Here is an 18,710-nt window from a genome sequence, read left to right as displayed (position 1 = left end):
GCAATATGGCCAATACAATGTTGTCCCAGAGTGCCTTCCGGAAGCTCGGCAACACAGGCTTTGACGTTTCGACCATTGGATTCGGGACCTGGCAGATCGGTGGAGGGAGATGGAAGTCCGGATCCGCGGACGAGTGTGTGGGCTTGCTCCACCAAGCCCTCGACCTCGGCATCAACATCTTCGACGCCGCTGTCGTCTATGGCCAGTACCACGACGAGCGTAAGTACCCGCAAAGCCGCTCGCAGGAGATTCTCGGGCAGGCATTCCAGGACCGCCGCGACCGGGTGTTCTACTGCGTGAAGGTCGGCCAGTTCGACGAGTACAGCCACCGCTCCCACTTCGATGCCAACCGGCTTGTGGATCAGGTGAAGCAGTCGCTACGCCGGTTGCGTACCGACTACCTCGACATCTGCCTCGTCCATGCGCCGTCGCTCGCCGACGTGCGGCGGGGCGTTGCCATCGAGATATTGCGCACCCTGCAAGCGCTCGGGCTGGTGCGTGCCATCGGGTATAGCTTCGAGGCGGAGCCGGAGCACGTGCGTGCGGCGCTTGAGCAGCGAGTGGATGTCATCATGCTGCAGTACAACCTGATTGACACCCACTGCGCCACGGTCATCCAGGAGGCCCAGGCGCACGGCGTCGGCGTTCTCGTGGGTGGCCCATACAAAAGAGGCTATCTCTGCGGGCGCTTTTCCAGCCTGGAGGACCTGCCGCAGGAGGACGACTACTGGCGCTGGAACATCCAGTACAACTCGGGGAAGGTGGTGGAAACGCTCGACAAGGTGCGGGCGCTGATGAACGACCATCGCTCCCCGGCGGCCTTCCGGGGACACGCTCTTCGCTTCGTTCTCACCTGCCCAGGCGTGTGCTCCGCCATCGTCGGTCACCGCTCCGCGGATGAACTCCGCGAAAACCTGTCGCACTCGCGAGGTTGAAGACGATGCACATCCAGACAGTCCTGGGGCCCGTCCCGCCGGACGCACTCGGGCCCACCGACAGCCATGAGCATCTCTTCATCCGGGGAGGTATGCCGGTGCGGCAGTACCCCGACTTCCTCCTGACAGACTACGAGAAGATCCTGGCGGACAGCCTGCGCTTCAAGGCGGCCGGAGGCAGTGCCATCGTCGAGATGAGCCCGATTGACTGGGGGCGTGATGCCACGCGTCTGGTCGAGCTTGCCCGAGCGACCGGGCTCCATATCATCGCCGCAACGGGGTTCCACAAAGTCACCTATTATTCCGACATCCATTGGATCTACGCCTACTCCGAGGAGGACATTGCCAGGCTCGTCTGCGAGGAACTGGAAGTGGGCATGGATGCCCATAACTACAATGGTCCACTGGTCCTCCGAACAGATGCACGAGCAGGTGTCATCAAGGTGGGCACGCGCAGTGGACGTTTCAGCGACATCGAGCTGAAACTGCTCCGCGTCGCAGCCATGGCCCATCTCAAGACCGGAGCGCCCATCATCACCCATACCGACGAGGGACAGCTCGCGCTGGAGCAGATCACCTTCCTCATGCAGCAGGGCGTGAAGCCGAGTCGGATCGCGCTTTCACACATGGATCGGCGTATCGACATCGGCTATCACAAGGAGGTCGCCAGCACGGGCGCGTTCCTGGAGTACGACGCGCTGACCCGTGTTGGAAAGGGATTTGACAAGTCAACCCTGCAGCTCGTCTTGGGTATGGCGGAGGAGGGATACGCCAAGAACCTCTTGTTGGGGGGTGACATCTCCCGGCAGGGATACTGGCGGAGCTATGGAGGCGAGCCGGGCCTCGACTTCCTGGTGGGTGACTTCCGTTCGGCCCTCTCCAAGGCGGGGTTACCTCAGGAGACCCTCGACTCGATCTATGTACACAACCCACGGGCATTCCTAACATGGGGGCGCAGCACCGCGGCCGGGCACGGTGATGATGCAGGCGCGGGAGGGAGACGTGATACGCTGAGGGAAAGCGAGGGCCAGGCAGCCTCAGGCCGAAGGATCCGGACGGTCGCCGCTCTCGTCGCGCGCAACATGGTGGTGCCCGAGGACCAGCCGGCCCTGGAAGCCGTCGCGAGCAGATTCTCCATTGCGGTGACGCCCAGTATCGCGGAGCAGATCAAGGGCCTCGCTGGCAACGATCCGATCGGCCGGCAGTTCGTCCCGAGCCCAGCTGAACTCAGGGTCGATGAGCGGGAGCTGGCCGATCCCATCGGTGACAAGGTGCACTCGCGTACGAGGGCCATCATCCACAGGCATCCAGATCGGGTACTGCTCAAGCCCACGCATGTCTGTCCTGTCTACTGCCGATTCTGCTTCCGCCGCGAGGCGGTCGGTCAGGCTGCGGAGCCCATCGGCAAGGCCGACCTCGGCGAAGCGCTGGAGTACATCCAATCTCAGCGACAGGTCTGGGAGGTCATCCTGACAGGAGGGGATCCGTTCATCCTGTCCGACCGCCGCCTGCAGGAGCTGTTCTCCGCGCTGCACGCCATCAACCATGTGGAGGTCATCCGGGTGCACACCCGCTACCCGGTAGCCGAGCCCCAGCGGATTACCCACCAGCTGGCCCAGGTACTGAAGGGCAGGGCCGCCGTGTACGTCGTCATCCACTGCAACCACCCTCGCGAGCTGACCGATGAGGTACGGGCTGCGTGCTCGCGCCTCATCGACCAGGGCATTCCGATGTTGTCGCAGACAGTCTTGCTACGCGGAGTGAATGACGAGCCGGAAACGATGGAGGAGCTCATGCGCGCGCTCGTCCGAGCCCGTATCAAGCCCTATTACCTGCACCATCTCGACATGGCTCGTGGGACGGGTCATTTCCGAACCACGGTGGCGAAGGGACAGGACATCATGCGGCGGCTGCGCGGCAGGGTGTCCGGGCTCTGTCAGCCCACCTATGTGCTCGACATCCCAGGTGGGCATGGCAAGGTCCCCATCGGTCCCGTGTACATCCGGCCTGCCCCTGGCGGGACTGGCTACGCTGTCGAGGACTACGAGGGAAGGCAGCAGGGCTACACCGACCTGGCCGACGGCAGCCCCGGCAGCCCCCATCTCATTGCAGTTCAGCCGTGAGCCGGACCTCATGATGCGCGACACGACAAGCAGAGCAATTGAGCGGCCGGCGAGGCTGATCCTCGCCAACACGGTAAATGAGTTGATGCTGGCGAAGCCGGTACCCGAGCACTCGACTGCGCTCTTCGCGAGCTCGCCACGCAAGCTCTGGCTGATGGAAGCGGGCGACCTCGTTGTCACGCCGCGACGACCCAGCGATGCCTTCGTTCACTACGCCTGCGAGCTTCTCCAGCTGGATCCAACCCAGCTCCGGATGGTCACCACGGCGGGCTCGCCCACGGGTCTGCTCGCGCATGACATCCTGGCCTCGCCCGGCATCCTAGCCGAGCTCAAGCAATTTTGTGACATACGGCCGGGCGTGGAGTTGCTCTGCTATGCCCTGGATGCACCAACCCTGGCGCTGGCACGCCAACTTGGTATCCGGCCAGCAGGATACAGGCTGTTTCCAGGTCGGGAGGTATTTCAGACGGTCTACGACCTGAACACGAAATCAGGATTCCGCGCCGTCGCCTCCCGTGCCGGGCTCCCCATTGCCGAGGGCAGGCCCTGTACAAATGCCGAGGATCTCCGGGCGACGGTGCTTGAGTTCCTCGCCCGCTACCCATCCTTGAGAATCAAGCTGGATCGATCGTCCAATGCATATGGGCAGGTGACGGTGCTAGCCGCGGACGGACAGGAGGCCACACTGGACGCCATCGATCAGTTGCTCATGTCGTGCCGCGAACAGCCCACAAGCTTCGTCGTTGAGCGCGGGCTCGAGGTCATGGAATCACCAAGCATCGAGGTCGATGTATCCGAGGACCGAGTGTCGCCGAGCTACGTCTGCCTCCAGCGATACCGTCGCGGTCAGTTCTCGGGCATGGTTGCGGACACCAGCGGCCTTCACCGGGAGACCCTCGCCGCGATGATGGCTGCGGGAGAACGGCTCGGTGCCCACCTGCACGGCCTTGGGTACCGAGGAACCTTCGACCTGGACATGGTGGTGACGGCTGGAGGCGAGCTTTACTTCACTGAGCTGAATGTGCGACGGACCGCCGGGACATTCATCCACGAGCTGGTTGCCCGCCTGGCTGGTGTCGGGTACGTCCGCGATCGGGTCTGGATCGCAGACAGCCTGCTCGCTCACGCGGACTCCCACTTCGAGGATGCCGTGATGGCCCTCCGGGGGGCTGGCCTCGCGTACGCCGCTGATGCTCGCAGGGGAGTGATTCTCACGTCCGACAGTGTCGAGCACGACGGCAGGTGGCGATACCTGGTCGTGGCCGAGAATCGCCCTCAGGCCGAGGCTCTTGAGGAATCAGTTGCCAGCGTCCTTTCATCGCCGCGTGCCACCCTCGGGCTCGCGCGTCTGGTGGGCTGAACACCCTGCCCATGGGAGTGCGTATGCCGAGCAATACCTCAAAGGGGTTCACTCCACGGTCACGCCCGTGGGACGCACTGGCGCTCCTGGCTTCCCTCGGCAGGAAGGACGTCGCCCTGTCGAATGACGCTCTTGCTCCCTACCTGGAACTCATCGACTACTCGATGGTGACCGAATTCGACTCGCAGAACTTCGATGCATTCCTGAGCAAGCTGGAGGGGGACGGGCTGAGCTTCACCCCGGAGTTCACGACCTTCCGGGAGGTGTGGCGGAGGGATGAGTGGAACCACTACGTGGGCTATCGGCGGCTGGTCAACATCCTCACCGGGGTTCCGGAAGCGGAATTACATCAGCGGACGCTCAGCCGCCCCAGTGACTTCGGAGAAATCGCGACGTTCCTCCAAGATGAGTTCTTGATCTGCATGACGTTTGCGTACGATGAGATCGTCACGAGACATGCCTGCTCGATGGCGAAGGACATATATCGTGCGTTCGGCCATGAAACCTTTCTCACCTGGATCTATCTCGTGGGGCGTGACGAAGCCTGGCATTTCATGAACCTCGTCGAGGTGATACGCCTGCGCCACCAACACCGCCTCGGGGAATGCGCAGCAGTCCTGGAGCGATTGCTCGCCTGGGATCGCGAGCGGCGCCCCTATCACTCGACCTTCGTGCTCGATCACGACCTCGACCTGCTTGGCGAGGCAACCCTACGGCGCTGCGCGAACATCCTCTACCGGGCGGTCCTGAGGTGAGACGGGCGGCCAGCCGGTGCGACCTGGCGTCAGCGTGAAGGCAAGTCGCTCCCCATCAGTGCCCGGATATGCGCGATGACGGACGTCGCCAGCGCACCATGGTGATAGCCACCTTCGAGCACCGCGACGATACGCCCACGCCCATGTGCGGACGCGATGCGGACGAGCTCAGTCGTGAGCCAGGCGAAATCTTGTGCGGCAAGCTGCAGATGAGCCGCGGGATCGGCGGCATGTGCGTCGAAACCGGCGGATAGAATCAACAATTCCGGCGCAAACCTGTCCAGGGCGGGAAGGATGATTTCCTTCCAGGCGGCGCGGAAGTGCGCCCCCGTCGAGTTCGGAATCAGCGGAACGCAGGCCACGTTGCCCGTGAGGCCGCGCTGCAGCTCGCGCCCCGTCCCGGGAAAGCATGGGTACTGATGGCTCGAGGCGTAGAAGAAGGCCGGGTCATCGGCAAGGATGGCCTGCGTGCCATTCCCGTGATGTGCGTCGAAATCCGCGATCGCCACCCGGCCAAGGCCCCAGCATGCGCGTGCATGGCGCGCCGCCACCGCGACATTGTTGAAGAGACAGTACCCCATAGCCCGGGAGGGCCCGGCATGATGCCCCGGGGGCCGTACCGCTACGAATGCCGAGCGAACCTTGCCAGCCATGATGAGGTCCACCGCCGCGATGGCGCCGCCAGCGGCGCGCAGTGCAGCCTCGGCGCTCCCGCTGCTCATCGAGGTGTCAGGGTCAATGCGCACGTTGGTACCGCGCCGCGGTCGTATCGAGAGGACCGAGTCCACATACTCAAGCGTATGAGCTCGAGCGAGCTGCTCTCGCGTCGCTCGGGGCGCCGAAACGCGAATCAGTGACGCAAACTCGGGGGTACTCAGGTAATGCAGCAAGACCCGGAGACGATCGGCGCTCTCCGGATGCCCGTCGGGGGGCTGGTGGGTGAGACACGCGCGATGCGTGACGAGAGCGACGTTCGCCGACCGTGAGTCGGTGTATTCCATTCAGTACCCCATTGCGCAACCGTCTTTGCGTGACTCGGTGGCACCGGCGAAGACGCCGGTGGTCGGAGAGCGTGCGACAGCCTGGTAGCCACCGAAGGCATGCGTCGCGGCTTCACGAACCCGGTGCCCCCTCCGGACAAGCTCCCGCCGGATGTCCTCCGAAATGCCTGGCTCAAGGGCCAGGGTGCCGCCACCCATCGTGACCAGGCCGGTAGGCTCCGCGGAGTCGGTGTGGTAGCAACGTGGAGCATCGCCTGCCTCTTGCAGGTCCATCCCGCAATCCAGCAGGTTGACGAGCACCTGCACGTGTCCTTGAGGCTGCATATCACCACCCATGAGGCCGAACGCAATCCAGGGCTGCCCATCGCGCGTAACCAGCGCGGGCATGAGGGTGTGGAAGGGGCGTTTCCCGGGCGCCAGTGAGTTCGCCCGGCCAGGCCGCAGGTCGAACTGTGCGCCGCGGTTCTGAAGCGCGAAGCCACACTCCTCGACGACGTACCCAGAGCCAAAATCCTCATAGTTGCTCTGAAGGAGGGAGATCATCGCTCCTTCCTCATCCGCAGCCGCGACAACTGTCGTGTCGCCTACCCGGAGCCGCGGATGATACGGCTGCTGGCCTTGCGCGGCAGTGGTCATGTCGACACGGGCCGCAAGCTCGCGAGCATGGTCCCAGGAGAGCAGGTAGGCTGTCGGATCTCTTGCGAAGGCGGGGTCCGCGATAAAACGTGCACGATCCTCGAACGCCAGCTTCTTTACCTCCACCAGCTCATGCCAGAAGTCTGGAGTGTCACGGGAGCACCCCCTCAGGTCCAGCGCCTTGAGGATATTCAGCATCTGTAGGGCGGTGATTCCCTGACTGTTGGGGGGTAGCTCCCATAGCTCCGTTCCTCGGTAGCTGGTGCAGATGGGCTCGACCCACTCGGAACGATGCAGGGAGAGATCCTCCTCGTTCAGATACCCACCCACCTGCCGTGAGAACGCGTCGATCGCGGCCGCAACGGGGCCCTCATGGAAGCCCGCCCTGCCACGCTCAGCGATGGCACGATAGGTCCTCGCAAGCGCGGCATTCCTGAAGATCTCCCCTTCTCGTGGAGGTCGGCCACCTGGGAGGAAGGTTGCGGCGAACCCGGGTAGGTGGTGTACCGGCAGCGACTCTCGTTCCCAGGCGGCGGCAATCACTCGAGGCACAGGCGCTCCCGCATCGGCCGCCTGGATGGCCGGGGCCAGGACTTCGCTAAGTGGCCGTCTGCCGAACCTGCGATGCAGCTCGACCCACCCATCGACCGCCCCGGGCACCGTCCAGGTGTAGGGCGTGCGCGGGAGCATCTCGCCATCCGGTCCCGCTGGTATTCGGGCGGGCACGATGGCCCGCGGCGCCCGGCCTGAGGCGTTGAGGCCGTAAATGCGCTGTGTCTTCGGGTCCCAGATGATGGCAAACAGGTCTCCACCGATGCCGCAGGACATTGGCTCGAGGAAACCCAGCGCCGCGTTGGCCGCAATTGCTGCATCGATCGCGCTTCCGCCGCTCGCCAGGATATCGGTGCCAATCCGGGTGGCCAGCGGGTGCGCCGAAGCCACCATCCCATGGCGGGCATAGACAATCGAGCGCGCAGCGTTCATGCGGCCAGATTACGGGTGGCAGCCTAGCAGCGTAAACACGAGCCGCCTGTTCGCTCAGCGGTTTCGTCCGCTATGCGAAACATGCCGGAGGCGGCTGTGCCCGCCTACGAGCTCGTGGGCGTGCTCCCTCTGGAATCTACGCTTCCAGTGAGGCGGAGGCGCATCGTCTCTATAGGGCGGAAACCGAGGCGATGATAGAGCGACAGTGCGCGAGTGTTCGCGGGGCGGACCTCGAGTTCCACCGCAACAGGAATCTTTCCAAACAGAGCGCCTGAGCGAACGCCTTCCACAAGGCGCGTGCCGTGGCCACGCCCCCGCGCCGCCGGCTCGATGAAGAGTTCGTCAATCACGCAGACCTCTCCCCCGAGCTCATTCGACCAAAACGCGATGAGAAAGGCATAACCGGAAGCCAGACCCCTGCTGGTGTCGAGGACGACCGTGCGGCCGCGCGTAGGTTGCGCCCGCAGCGTGGCGAGCGTGCGGAGGATCTGCTGAGCATTGACGGGATCAGGCCCTGGATCTTCGCGGTTCAAGGCCTCGCACAGGCTGACGATCCTGTCGTCATCCGCAGGCGTTGCCTCGCGCCAGCCCATCACAGAGGGCCCTGTCGAGCCGCTCGGGGTTGATGGCTCGGTCATCCAGGCATCCCTCCTCGATGCATCAGGTCCAATACCGCCAGAGCCGTCGGGTCGGCCCTGCTGGAAGGGTGCTGTGTCACCATGTAGGCAGAACCTCGAAGACGGTTCCGAGCATCCTCGGCGCCATCCACTTGGCTGCCGGCGGTCGGCTCGGTTGCCAGAGGAGCGACCCAGCGGGTAATGGCTCTACTGCTCACAGGGAGTACACGTCGAAGAGGAACGTCCTGCTCAGCGGCCCCGCCAAAGTCCACTCACTGCTTTCTCTCCTTCTTCGGCTCCCTATAGCAGACCTGCGCTGGAGCGATCTCAACACACGTCGGCGTGAGGCAGGAGGTGGGCGTAGGCGACCGGAACTCCTAAGAAAACCGCTCTCGACCGCACTGGAGCGTTCTGGCCGGATGCATCCGGACACGGGTTGGATTCCCCGCCCGCGCAGTCCTGCTCGAACCAGCACGGCGGCGCTGCTCGTATGGCGGGACGCGCCTCGCGTCGTGGCCACACGGTGCAAACGATACCCAGGCCACCTCGACGTCACCATGGGAACGACCAACGAATGACCGAGCAAACGAACGAGCACGGCCCCTTCGGCCATGCATCACGGAGCATCTGAAGGCTGGCCCGCTCATGGGAATTGTGAGTAGGCAGGCCCACCACGGTGCCATGGAGGCGATCCCATATTCCTCACCGATCGATTGAAACCAACCCGGAAGACCACGCCCCGGAGCCCCTGAGATGAGCACCGTCTTCGCCGTGGTGTGTTTCCTCATCGCGCTGGCACCGAGCTTGACGCCGCCGAGCGCCGCCTTCTTCCACCTGAGCACCGAAGCGGGGCCGTTGCTGGTCGCGCCCCTACCCTTCGTCCTCACCCTCTGGGTGAGCTGGCGGCAGTTCCTGTCCGACCGGCCCTGGGAGGAGGTGCCGCTCGGGTGGGGACTGCCGCTGCTGGCGTCGGTGGCCTGCGCGGGGATTGCCTTCTTCAAGCCTCTCGTCATTCATTCCATCGAGATCCGCCGCGCGAAGGCGCAGAGGGCCAAGGAGCTGGCGGCGCTCCGCGCGGAGGTCGAGCACGGGTGCTTGAGAAGTCCTGTGACGTGGTGCTGAAGGACCCCATGACCACGCCAGAGGACATGCGCCGGTGCCGCACGCGCATCTTCTACGAGACATGACTCGCGCAACCCGAGGCGCTTCAGTCCGAGATGGACCTGAGGCACCCGGACGGGTGCTCGAGGTCCAGCACGCGCAGGGAGGGCTGGACCTCGTGGACCCCGCGGCCCGTGCGACTCAGAGGCACCAGGGATCGGGCCGGATGGTCGTGGTGTTGGTGGGGCAGAATCCCGGTACTGGTAGCAATTCAGGGTGTGGGTTCCAACGAGAGTGGTCGAGGTCGTCGTCTGCCCCGCTTGAGGACCCGCGCAGTACGTCGTCGTGACCTGCGAGTAGTCGTTATACACGAGCGTCATCCCGTAGAGCTGTTGATTGAGGAAACAAGCGGACCCACCGCTGGTGTATCTGTACTGATAGACGGAGTAGCTCGACGTCGTCTGTGTCGCGTTCAGACTGTCGCAGGCATCACCCGCCCCATCACGGTCACAGTTGGCCTGATCGGGGTTGTACGTGGACGGGCAGTTGTCATCCCTCCTGGGATGACCGTCCCCATCGTCGTCCGAGCAGGCGGGGGTGGGCTTGCCCCGGTTACGTGGACAGTAGGGTTAAGATGCCAACTTCTGCGGTAAGGGCGCAAGCTCAAAATCCACTGGACTGACGTAGCCCAGCGAGGAGTGCCGCCGCTGGCGGTTGTAGAAGACCTCGATGTATTCGAAGAGGGCCAGCCGGGCCTGCTCGTGCGTGGCGAAGGCGGTGGTGTAGACGAGCTCCTGCTTCAAGCTGCTGAAGAAGCTCTCCACCACGGCGTTGTCCCAGCAGTTGCCCTTGCGCGACATGCTGCATTGGATGCCCCGAGCAGCCAGTGCCTGCTGGTAGTCGGTGCTGGCGTACTGGCTGCCCCGGTCCGAGTGGTGCAACAACCCCTGCGGTGGCTGGCGTCCCTCGAGGGCCATGTCCAGGGCGTTGAGCACCAGGTGCCGGTCGATGTTCTCGCTCATGGACCAGCCCACCACCTTGCGAGAGAAGAGGTCCATGACGACGGCCAGGTAGAGCCAGCCCTGCCCCGTCCCCACGTAGGTAATGTCCGTGGCCCAGGTGCTATTGGGCTGGCCGGGGGAGAAGTTGCGCTCGAGGATGTTGGGGGCAACGGGCTGGTTGTGGCGGGAGTCCGTCGTGCGCACGAAGCGCCGTCTCTTGCGAGCAGCGATGTCGTGCTCGTTCATGAGCCGGGCCACACGCTTTCGACTCACGCGCTGCCCCCGGGCACGCAGCTCCGCGTGGACGCGAGGACTGCCGTACGTGCCGCGGCTGTCGCGATGTATCCGCGTCACCTCCTCGGCCAGGGCCCGGTCCGCCTTGTCCCGCGCGGACTCCGGGCGCTCCTTCCAGGCGTAGTAGCCCGAGCGCGACACACCCAGCTGCTCGCACATGAAGTCCACAGGGAAGTGGGCCTTCTCCGCGTCGATGAACTCGAACTTCACCTCGAGGTCTCCTTCGCGAAGAAGGCCGCCGCTTTTTTTAGGAAGTCGCGCTCCATCTCCAGATGACGCACCTCCTTGCGCAGCCGCACCAACTCCTCCCGCTCGGCCGTGGAGAGTGCACCTGCCGACTCCTTGCCATCGCCTCCGTCGGCCTCGCGCACCCAGTTGCGCAGGGCTGACTCGGTCAGGTCCAAGTCCTTGGCCACCTGGGGCAGGCTCTTGCTGCCCTCGCGCACCAGTCGGACCGCCTCGGCCCTGAACTCCGGGGTGAAACTCCGCCTCTTCCTTCGCTCCATGAACACTACCTCCTGTGTAGCCGACTTATGAGGTGTGTCCACAAAACCGGGGCAGGCTCAGGGGTGCCTTCCAGCGTGCAAGCACAGGGAGGAAGATCGGGGGGACAATCCGGGCGGGCCCCTGCTCCCCCAAGCAGCAGGAGAGGGGGAGGAGAGCGTGGAGCGCGAGGCAGCGGCCAGGAAGGAGCCGCAGAAGGAGAGGACGCCGCGAGTGGACTTTCGCGGAACTCATGAGGAAGACGTTCGACATCGACGTGTTGGCCTGCGAGAGGTGTGGAGGAAGGAGCCGGGTGTTGGCGAACGTGAAGGGAGCACGAGGGGTGAGAGCGATTGTGAAGCACCAGGGCCTGGCCACAGCAGGTGCGAGGCGAGCCCCGGCGCGAGGGCCACCCCAGGCAGCGAGGTGTTGATGCGCTCAAGACAACCCACGGGCCCAGCTCAGGCTCTTGCCGCGCCCTGAGGGGAGGGCGGCCTGGGCAGCAGTGTGCCCTATGGGGGTGCTCGGCCCCCTACACGGGCCTGGCACACAGCTCGGGCGGCTCCCGTCCGCGGCTCTCCTCGGCCCCTCCGCTCCAGCCCTCACCTTCAACCGGCCTCCCATTCTTCTTATGCTCCTGGCTGTCCCGCTTGTGTACGTCGAGGCCGATGGACTTCTTCTCCCACTCCCCCACTTCGGCCCGTGCCGCCGCCATGTAGGGCTCGGAGGGCCTCCTCGCCCGTGGCCGGCCCGCCGCTTCATCACCGCTATGCGCCGCGAGCAGAACGCCTTGCACATCACTCCGCGGAAGGCCGCCGCTTTCGCTTGCGCCGCTCGATGCGCGCGGCGATTCCGTCCAACACCCACGCGAGCCCCGGCTCGGGCGGGTCGCCTTCGCTTCGCTGCGAGAGCACGCGGCTCAGCTGCGGATAGAGCGCCTCTCGCGTCTCGAGGAGCGCTCGCGTCGCGGTGGCCCACTGCACGCCGCTCATGGCCTGGTCCCCGCCTGCCGACTCCTTCGAGAACTGGGCGCTCGTGCGTATCTGGCTCAACAGCGCGAGGCACGCGCTGTGCTGCTCCTCGGGAGTCAGCCCCGTCGGCGCGAGTGCGCCCATGCCCGCCTCGAGCCACGCCAGCTCGCAGGGCCCCATGACACGCAGGCGGCCCGTCGCCTCGAGGCTCCACGGGTGGCGGCGGAACACGCCGGCCAGAGACTTCGCCCAATAGAGGAGCTTGTCGCGCCAGGCCGTGGCCTCGCCCTCGAGCGTAGGGGGCATTCCAATCCCCCTGTCGATCATCAGGGCGATGAGCTCGGCCTTCCCCGGCACGTAGCGATAGAGCGCCATCGGCGTGAAACCGAACTCGCGGGCGAGCTTCTCCATCGAGAGCGCCGCGAGCCCCCGCGCGTCCGCGAGCTTGATGGCTTCGTCGACGATCTGCTCCAGCGTGAGTGCCGGCTTCGGTCCGCGGCGGCCGGCTGACGTCTCCTTCCAGAGGAGCGCCACGCTCGCCGCCTGGTCTCCGAACACCGGGTGCTTCCTGGCCATCGATTCTCCTCGACTTGTCAGAACTGTGTATCTCGTATACTAAACTGCGTAGCAACTACACAGTTAGGGGTGCCGCCATGGTGACGGTCGCTGTTGCAACAGTCGTCCTCCTCTCGGCAGCGCTCGGCTACCGGGCACTGCTTCAGCAGCGGGTCGCGCGAACGCTTCGCATCGACGTGCCTCCCGGAGTCGCCGAGGAGCGGTTCGTGCGCCTGGGGGGAATCGAGCAGTGGGTCAGCATTCGTGGGGAGGACGCGCGCAACCCCGTGCTCCTGGTGCTTCACGGGGGACCGGGCGCGCCCTACTCGCTCCTCACCCCCACCCTGCGCTGCTGGGAGAAGGACTTTACCGTCGTGCAGTGGGACCGGAGGGGCGCCGGAAAGACGCTCGCGCGAAACGGCAAGGGGGGAAGCGGTGAGATGAGCTTCAGGCGCATGCAGGAGGACGCCATCGAGCTGTGCGCGTTCCTCGACGAGCGGCTGCCGGGCCGCAAGCGGCTCCTCCTCGCCAGCTCCGCGGGAACGCTGCTGGGGCTGCCGCTCGTGCGGGCCCGGCCAGACCTCTTCGCGGCATACGTGGGCACGGACTTCAACGTGGGCATGGCCGCGAACGAGCAGGTGACGCACGCGGAGACGCTCGCCTGGGTGGCGAAGAACGGGAGCCGCGCGGACGTCGCATTCCTGTCGCGGATGGGGTCGGACCCCCGCCGATGGGACGTGGCCTCCTACAATCGCATGGTGCGGCTGCGCGACAGGACGACCCGGGACGGCCGGGGCATGGCGGCAATCTTCATGCCCCTCATGCTTTCCTCACCGGCGCATGGGCTGCGTGACCTTCAAGCCCTCGCCGAGGGCCTGAGCTTCTGCACGGAGCGGCTCTTCGCCGAGATGGTGGCATTCGACGCCCACACGGTAGCTCCAAGCGTCGAGCTTCCCTTTTTCGTCTTCCAGGGAGACTCGGATGTCCACACACCCGCTTCCGTCGCCGCGGCGTACTGCGAGACGCTCGAGGCACCGCTCAAGCACTTCGAGCTGATTGCCGACTCGGGCCACATGGGCGCATTCGTCCGGCCCGAGCGGTTTCTCGAGCTGCTTCGGCGGCACGTGCTGCCTGCCATCACCGGGGCTCCGCCCAGGAGCGCTCCTGACGGAGCATCTGGGAGGACCTCGATGCCTCTATGAGCCTGGACACGGCGCGCGCCGTGGCGGTGAATCCGGAGGCCGTGAGCTCGACGTGGTAGATGAAGCGGCACCCACCAAGCCATGAGTTGTCCGGACCCACGGGGCGCGTACCATCCGTGCAACTCATGGGCAGGAGGCTCACCTCCGTGAGGTTGCTCGAGTACCGATCCTTCTCTTGGAAGAAGGCCCGCTCCGTCGTGAAGAGGGCGCGGATGTTCGCGAGGCCCTCCTCCTCCTGGGCGGCGCACACGGACTGGGTTGGCACCCGCTCTTCCCAGTCGATGTAGCGGCTCATTCCGGCGCGCTCCACCCAAAAGACGATGTTCTGGATTGAGGGCGAGCCGATCTGCAGCGTGACGTCCGCGACCGGAGTGCCCGCGGCGCCCTGCGCGATGACCATGAAGGAGGGATTCGGCGAACCCGTCACCGACGTCACCCGGTAGGTGAAGTGACAGCTCGCCACCGAGTCGGGTCCAGGCAGGGGTGCACGCGAGCCATCGTACAGATCATGGGCGAGAAACCCATCTGCGTGAGGGTGCTCGGATACTGGTCCTTCTCCGCGAAGGACGCCTGCATCCCCTCGAAGATGTGGCATGTGAACCTCCTCTTCCCGCACGCGTTCTGAGAAGACCCAGGTGCAATTAGCACGAGCGCTGGGCCCGCTGCTCCAACTGGTTCCTCAAGACTTGCACAGCGCGGGCCGGATAACGCTCCATCCGGTGCGCGAGCTGCTCCTCAGCGAAGCGAAGGAGTTGCCGGGCGCAAAGGTCTGGCTCCTGCAGCAACACCTGGTGGAACGTCCGCCCCTGCACCGGGAACGCCCGTTCGAAGCGGCGGAACGGGTCGAGGTTGTCGAGCTGGGTCTCGCTCCCCGCGCGCAGACAGTGCGATGCGCTCGCCATCGGGCAACCAGCTCAAATCCTGGCGGAACGACTCCTGTACTCCCGCGACCGTGATGACGAAGAAGTCATGGTCCGACCACGCGTCCGGCGTACGCCCGAGCTCGGCCATCGAGCCCAGCGCGACCAACCCCAGCACGCGCGTATCGGAGTCCAGGCGGGAGCTCCGGTGTTGTGTGAAGGAACGGTAACGCTCGAGGTTCTTGGTGGGCTCAGGGGAAGCTCCACCTGTCATGACCAACCCGGCTCGGTCCGTGGCTCGGTGGTTCGTATCACCGAGGAAGCTCGAGAATGGAAGGAGCGGTGGTACTGCGGCCATGACGGCGACACGGTTCGAAATTCCCGAGCAGGTCAGGAGCAGGGCGATGGCGGAAGGGCCAGCGGGCGAGGCATGGCTTGCCGGGCTCGGTCCTGTCGTCGAGGAACTGGCCGACCGGTGGAGCCTGGCTGTCGGCCGGACGCTGACGGGCGGCACGGAGGCGCTCGTGGTGGACGTCACGATGGCGGACGGACGTCAGGCCGTGCTGAAGGTCAACCTTCCGGCCCGCGACCCGTCGGCGAGCCAGCTCCGGACCTTGCTGGCCGCTCGGGGGCGCGGCTATGCGGAAGTCTACGCCTACGACCCGTCACGGGGGACGATGCTCATGGAGCGCCTCGGCCCTTCACTGAACGATCTCGGCCTGCCCGTCGACCTTCAGCTGGAGCTTCTCTGCGAGACGTTGACCGAGGCCTGGGCGCTCGTGCCCGAGGGCGCTTGCTTCATGACCGGCGCGGAGAAGGCGCGAAGTCTCAGTGACTTCATCGAGACCTCCTGGCGCGAGCTGGGGCGACCGTGCCCCGTGGAGCTCATCGACACCGCGCTCCGCTACGCCGAGAGCCGTCGTCGTGCCTTCGAGCCGACCCAGGCCGTGCTCGCGCATGGCGACTCCCATCCGTGGAATGCGCTGCAGGTGCCTGGCGGCGGGTCGAGGCGCTTCAAGTTCGTCGATCCCGACGGTCTCATCATCGAGCGCGCTTATGACCTCGGAATACTGATGCGCGAGTGGACCTCGGAGCTCCTGGCTGGCGACCCCTTGGCGCTTGGGACGAGGCGCTGCCGCCGATTGGCGGAACTGACAGGCGTGGATGCGGAGGCGATCTGGCAGTGGGGCTTCATCGAGCGCACGTCCACCGGGTTGCTCTGCGCCAGGTTTGGCTGGGAAGAGGCTCGCGAGATGCTCGCGGTCGCCGAGGCGTGGGCGATGGGAATGGCCGAGTGACCATGGAAGGGGCTGGAGCACCACTGCTTCAACTGAAGCTCCCCCAAGCAGCAGGAGAGGGGGAGGAGAGCGTGGAGCGCGAGGCAGCGGCCAGGAAGGAGCCGCAGAAGGAGAGGACGCCGCGAGTGGACTTTCGCGGAACTCATGAGGAAGACGTTCGACATCGACGTGTTGGCCTGCGAGAGGTGTGGAGGAAGGAGCCGGGTGTTGGCGAACGTGAAGGGAGCACGAGGGGTGAGAGCGATTGTGAAGCACCAGGGCCTGGCCACAGCAGGTGCGAGGCGAGCCCCGGAGCGAGGGCCACCCCAGGCAGCGAGGTGTTGATGCGCTCAAGACAACCCACAGGCCCAGCTCAGGCTCTTGCCGCGCCCTGAGGGGAGGGCGGCCTGGGCAGCAGTGTGCCCTATGGGGGTGCTCGGCCCCCTACACGGGCCTGGCACACAGCTCGGGCGGCTCCCGTCCGCGGCTCTCCTCGGCCCCTCCGCTCCAGCCCTCACCTTCAACCGGCCTCCCATTTTCCTTATGCTCCCAGAGGCGAGATGGAGTACACGGGCCGAGTCTATCTCCCGCGCCAGCCGGGAGTCCCGCCACGCCTGGGCTACTGCGCTAATTCGCGCAGGAGACGTCGCCCTGGGGCAGTTGTCCGGTCATGAGGAACGTATTGGACACGCCATCCACGCAGGATGAGCCCTGACCGTAGACATAGTGGCCGCCCGCGTCGAGCTCGACAAACGTCGCGCGCGCCCCGAGGGCCTTTCGCATGCCCAGCCCGGATTCCCATGGGGTCGCGTTGTCACGTCGGTTTTGCAGCAGGAGGAGGTTGTGCGCTCCCTGGCGGGTCACCTCGACCGGGGCCTCGCGAGGCTGGGTCTTCCAGAAGGCGCACGGCCAGATATTGAATGGCATGCCGGCGGTGAGAGGATGAGCAGCCCGGTCCTCGGCAGTCTTCTTCCTGTAGACCTCGATGTCGGTGGGCCAGCTCGCGTCACCACAGGCGAGCGCCAGGAAGACAGCCGTCTGATTGTCGGCGGGAACGTCCGCCCTGGCCGGTTCCTGGGCGAAGACCTGCTGAAGCAGCGCGGCATCCTCGGCGGTGGGCGCTCCATCGGTGAGATTGTCGATAGCGCGCCAGAACTGGACGAGGAGCGGAATCTGCTCATTCTTTTGTAACAGGCTGTAGGTGACGGTTCGGAACAGACCCCCTGTGATCCGCGCGCTCGTTCCGGGGACGGAAGCGGGGGTCGCGTCGAGCCGGCTCGCCAACTCGAGGTACGCCGCCGTCACCTCCTCCAGGGTCGTGCCGAAGTGGACGGTGTCGTTGTTCGCCGCGGCGAAGCGGGCGGCATCGGGGAACCGACTGGCCATGCCCTCGCCCCAGTAGTGGTAGACTCCATACCAGACCCTCGTGGGGTCCACGTTTCCCTCGAGCACCATCCGGTCGGTGTTTTCGGCGAACAAGGACGCGTACACCGCCCCCAGGTAGGTGCCGTAGGACTGGCCCCAGTAGGAAATCATCCTCTCCCCCAGCGCTTGACGGATCTGCTCCATGTCACGGGCGGTGTTGGCGGTGGTGATGAATGGCAGGATGTCGCCCGAAGTGGATGCGGCACATCGAGCCGCGGTTTCGCGGGCGAGGGCGACGTTCGCGTCGATCGAGCCGTCCGCGGCGGGGTACGGGAAGAGGTCGACGAGGCTGACGTCGGTCAGCCCGCAGGTGACAGGAGAGCTGTGCCCCACACCGCGAGGGTCGAATCCAATCAGGTCATAGCGCTCGAGAACCTCGGAAGGCAGCACGGTGGCGGCCAGGCTCGGAAGATCAAGTCCTTCGAGCCCCGGTCCACCCGGGTTCAACACGAGAACGCCTCGTCGGGAATCCGGCCTGGCGGTGGCAATGCGCGAGATCGCGATCTCGAGGGTGCGCCCATCCGGGTGGTGATAATCCAGCGGGACCTGAAGGGTCGCACATGTTTGGCGAGGGTCTCGGGTGGCGCCTTCCGGAAGTGCCGGGCAATTCCCCCAGAGGAGGGGCCTGCCCTCCCCCGGCGCCGCGTCGGGAGGGACCTTGTCCGAGCAGCCCGCCACGGCCGTCAGAATCAAGGCGGAGAGCAGACCCCATTGCGAACCGCGCGAACGCTGGAAATCAGCAGGGAGGGAGCTTGCCACCTCTGGCATTGGCTTCGTTCTTCTGTTTCGTGCCTCATTCATTTGCTCCCTGAAACCCCACGGTCCCCGCAGAGTGTCACCCACGGCGTCGATTTCCGCCGCCCCCCGGCATGGGCCGACCGACACGAGGAACGTTGAAGTCACCCCCACAGGCCCACCAGCGCTGCGGTTGGGTCAGGTCATGGCGTGTACAGCTCGGCGGAAGACAGGACTCCTAGAGGATCCCGATGGGACGATGGGGCCGTCCCGAGGAACTGCTGGGCGCCGTCATCTACCTTGCGTCCGATGCGGCGTCCTTCACGACCGGCGCCGTTCTGACAGTCGATGGAGGGTGGACCTCCATCTAGCAGGTTGATGAGGTACGTCAGCTT

Annotated in this window: 16 protein-coding genes; 8 read left to right on the top strand and 8 right to left on the bottom strand. The window is 65.3% G+C overall.

Annotation, left to right across the window (positions count from 1 at the left end):
* Positions 1 to 5 precede the first annotated feature (5 nt).
* From JQX13_RS08445 to JQX13_RS08430, 4 genes are all read left to right on the top strand, one after another.
* The gene (locus JQX13_RS08445; RefSeq protein ID WP_203408534.1) at positions 6 to 935 is read left to right on the top strand and encodes an aldo/keto reductase; all 930 of its coding nucleotides are present in this window, start codon (positions 6 to 8) and stop codon (positions 933 to 935) included.
* 92 nt (positions 936 to 1,027) lie between these two features.
* Complete coding sequence (locus JQX13_RS08440) at positions 1,028 to 3,058, top strand: lysine-2,3-aminomutase-like protein (RefSeq protein ID WP_239014615.1); 2,031 nt, start codon at positions 1,028 to 1,030, stop codon at positions 3,056 to 3,058.
* 10 nt (positions 3,059 to 3,068) lie between these two features.
* Positions 3,069 to 4,418, top strand: coding sequence for a peptide ligase PGM1-related protein (locus JQX13_RS08435; protein WP_203408532.1), 1,350 nt, complete (start codon positions 3,069 to 3,071; stop codon positions 4,416 to 4,418).
* 23 nt (positions 4,419 to 4,441) lie between these two features.
* Complete coding sequence (locus JQX13_RS08430) at positions 4,442 to 5,173, top strand: hypothetical protein (RefSeq protein WP_203408531.1); 732 nt, start codon at positions 4,442 to 4,444, stop codon at positions 5,171 to 5,173.
* 29 nt (positions 5,174 to 5,202) lie between these two features.
* On the opposite strand, the gene JQX13_RS08425 is transcribed toward JQX13_RS08430, so the two are convergent.
* The 3 genes from JQX13_RS08425 to JQX13_RS08415 all read right to left on the bottom strand — a co-directional run bounded on the left by JQX13_RS08425 (position 5,203) and on the right by JQX13_RS08415 (position 8,432).
* Entirely contained in the window at positions 5,203 to 6,174 is a 972-nt protein-coding gene (locus tag JQX13_RS08425; RefSeq protein WP_203408530.1) for a histone deacetylase family protein, read from the bottom strand.
* Positions 6,175 to 7,794, bottom strand: a complete 1,620-nt coding sequence (locus JQX13_RS08420; protein WP_203408529.1) for a gamma-glutamyltransferase family protein — start codon at positions 7,792 to 7,794, stop codon at positions 6,175 to 6,177. It abuts the gene before it with no gap.
* A gap of 104 nt (positions 7,795 to 7,898) precedes the next feature.
* Positions 7,899 to 8,432 carry a GNAT family N-acetyltransferase gene (locus tag JQX13_RS08415; protein ID WP_203408528.1) on the bottom strand — a complete coding sequence of 178 codons (534 nt, stop codon included), beginning with the start codon at positions 8,430 to 8,432 and terminating at the stop codon, positions 7,899 to 7,901.
* Positions 8,433 to 9,164: 732 nt separating this feature from the next.
* Between JQX13_RS08415 and JQX13_RS08410 the strand changes: the two genes are divergently transcribed.
* On the top strand, positions 9,165 to 9,533 hold the full coding sequence (locus JQX13_RS08410) for a hypothetical protein (protein ID WP_203408527.1): 369 nt from the start codon (positions 9,165 to 9,167) through the stop codon (positions 9,531 to 9,533).
* A gap of 608 nt (positions 9,534 to 10,141) precedes the next feature.
* Here the strand turns inward: JQX13_RS08410 and JQX13_RS08405 are convergent.
* Positions 10,142 to 11,313 (bottom strand): IS3 family transposase gene (locus JQX13_RS08405; protein WP_203403970.1). Its coding sequence is split into 2 segments (ribosomal slippage): positions 10,142 to 11,058 and positions 11,058 to 11,313, totalling 1,173 coding nucleotides; the frame shifts between segments, so codons are not numbered across the junction.
* 774 nt (positions 11,314 to 12,087) lie between these two features.
* Positions 12,088 to 12,837, bottom strand: a complete 750-nt coding sequence (locus JQX13_RS08400; protein ID WP_203408526.1) for a TetR/AcrR family transcriptional regulator — start codon at positions 12,835 to 12,837, stop codon at positions 12,088 to 12,090.
* A gap of 77 nt (positions 12,838 to 12,914) precedes the next feature.
* Between JQX13_RS08400 and JQX13_RS08395 the strand changes: the two genes are divergently transcribed.
* Entirely contained in the window at positions 12,915 to 14,018 is a 1,104-nt protein-coding gene (locus JQX13_RS08395; RefSeq protein ID WP_203408525.1) for an alpha/beta fold hydrolase, read from the top strand.
* Here the strand turns inward: JQX13_RS08395 and JQX13_RS08390 are convergent.
* The gene (locus tag JQX13_RS08390; protein ID WP_203408524.1) at positions 13,954 to 14,481 is read right to left on the bottom strand and encodes a hypothetical protein; all 528 of its coding nucleotides are present in this window, start codon (positions 14,479 to 14,481) and stop codon (positions 13,954 to 13,956) included. The two genes, JQX13_RS08395 and JQX13_RS08390, sit on opposite strands and share 65 nt — an antisense overlap.
* Before the next feature lie 178 nt (positions 14,482 to 14,659).
* Positions 14,660 to 14,920 (bottom strand): hypothetical protein, encoded by a 261-nt coding sequence (locus JQX13_RS08385; RefSeq protein ID WP_203408523.1) that lies wholly within the window; start codon positions 14,918 to 14,920, stop codon positions 14,660 to 14,662.
* 362 nt (positions 14,921 to 15,282) lie between these two features.
* Between JQX13_RS08385 and JQX13_RS08380 the strand changes: the two genes are divergently transcribed.
* Complete coding sequence (locus JQX13_RS08380; RefSeq protein ID WP_203408522.1) at positions 15,283 to 16,176, top strand: aminoglycoside phosphotransferase family protein; 894 nt, start codon at positions 15,283 to 15,285, stop codon at positions 16,174 to 16,176.
* Between the two features lie 606 nt (positions 16,177 to 16,782).
* Here the strand turns inward: JQX13_RS08380 and JQX13_RS08375 are convergent.
* Positions 16,783 to 18,348: an alpha/beta hydrolase gene (locus JQX13_RS08375; protein ID WP_203408521.1), complete on the bottom strand. Its 1,566-nt coding sequence runs from the start codon at positions 18,346 to 18,348 to the stop codon at positions 16,783 to 16,785.
* A gap of 218 nt (positions 18,349 to 18,566) precedes the next feature.
* On the opposite strand from JQX13_RS08375, the gene JQX13_RS55850 reads away from it, so the two are divergent.
* A complete protein-coding gene (locus JQX13_RS55850) occupies positions 18,567 to 18,686 on the top strand; it encodes an SDR family oxidoreductase (RefSeq protein WP_203408520.1) in 120 nt (39 codons plus the stop codon).
* Positions 18,687 to 18,710: the final 24 nt, after the last annotated feature.

Origin of the sequence: Archangium violaceum (assembly GCF_016859125.1) — a bacterium.
Classification (GTDB): domain Bacteria; phylum Myxococcota; class Myxococcia; order Myxococcales; family Myxococcaceae; genus Archangium; species Archangium violaceum_A.
Note: the sequence above shows the minus strand (reverse complement) of the source record. Positions and strands in the feature narration are given on the sequence as shown.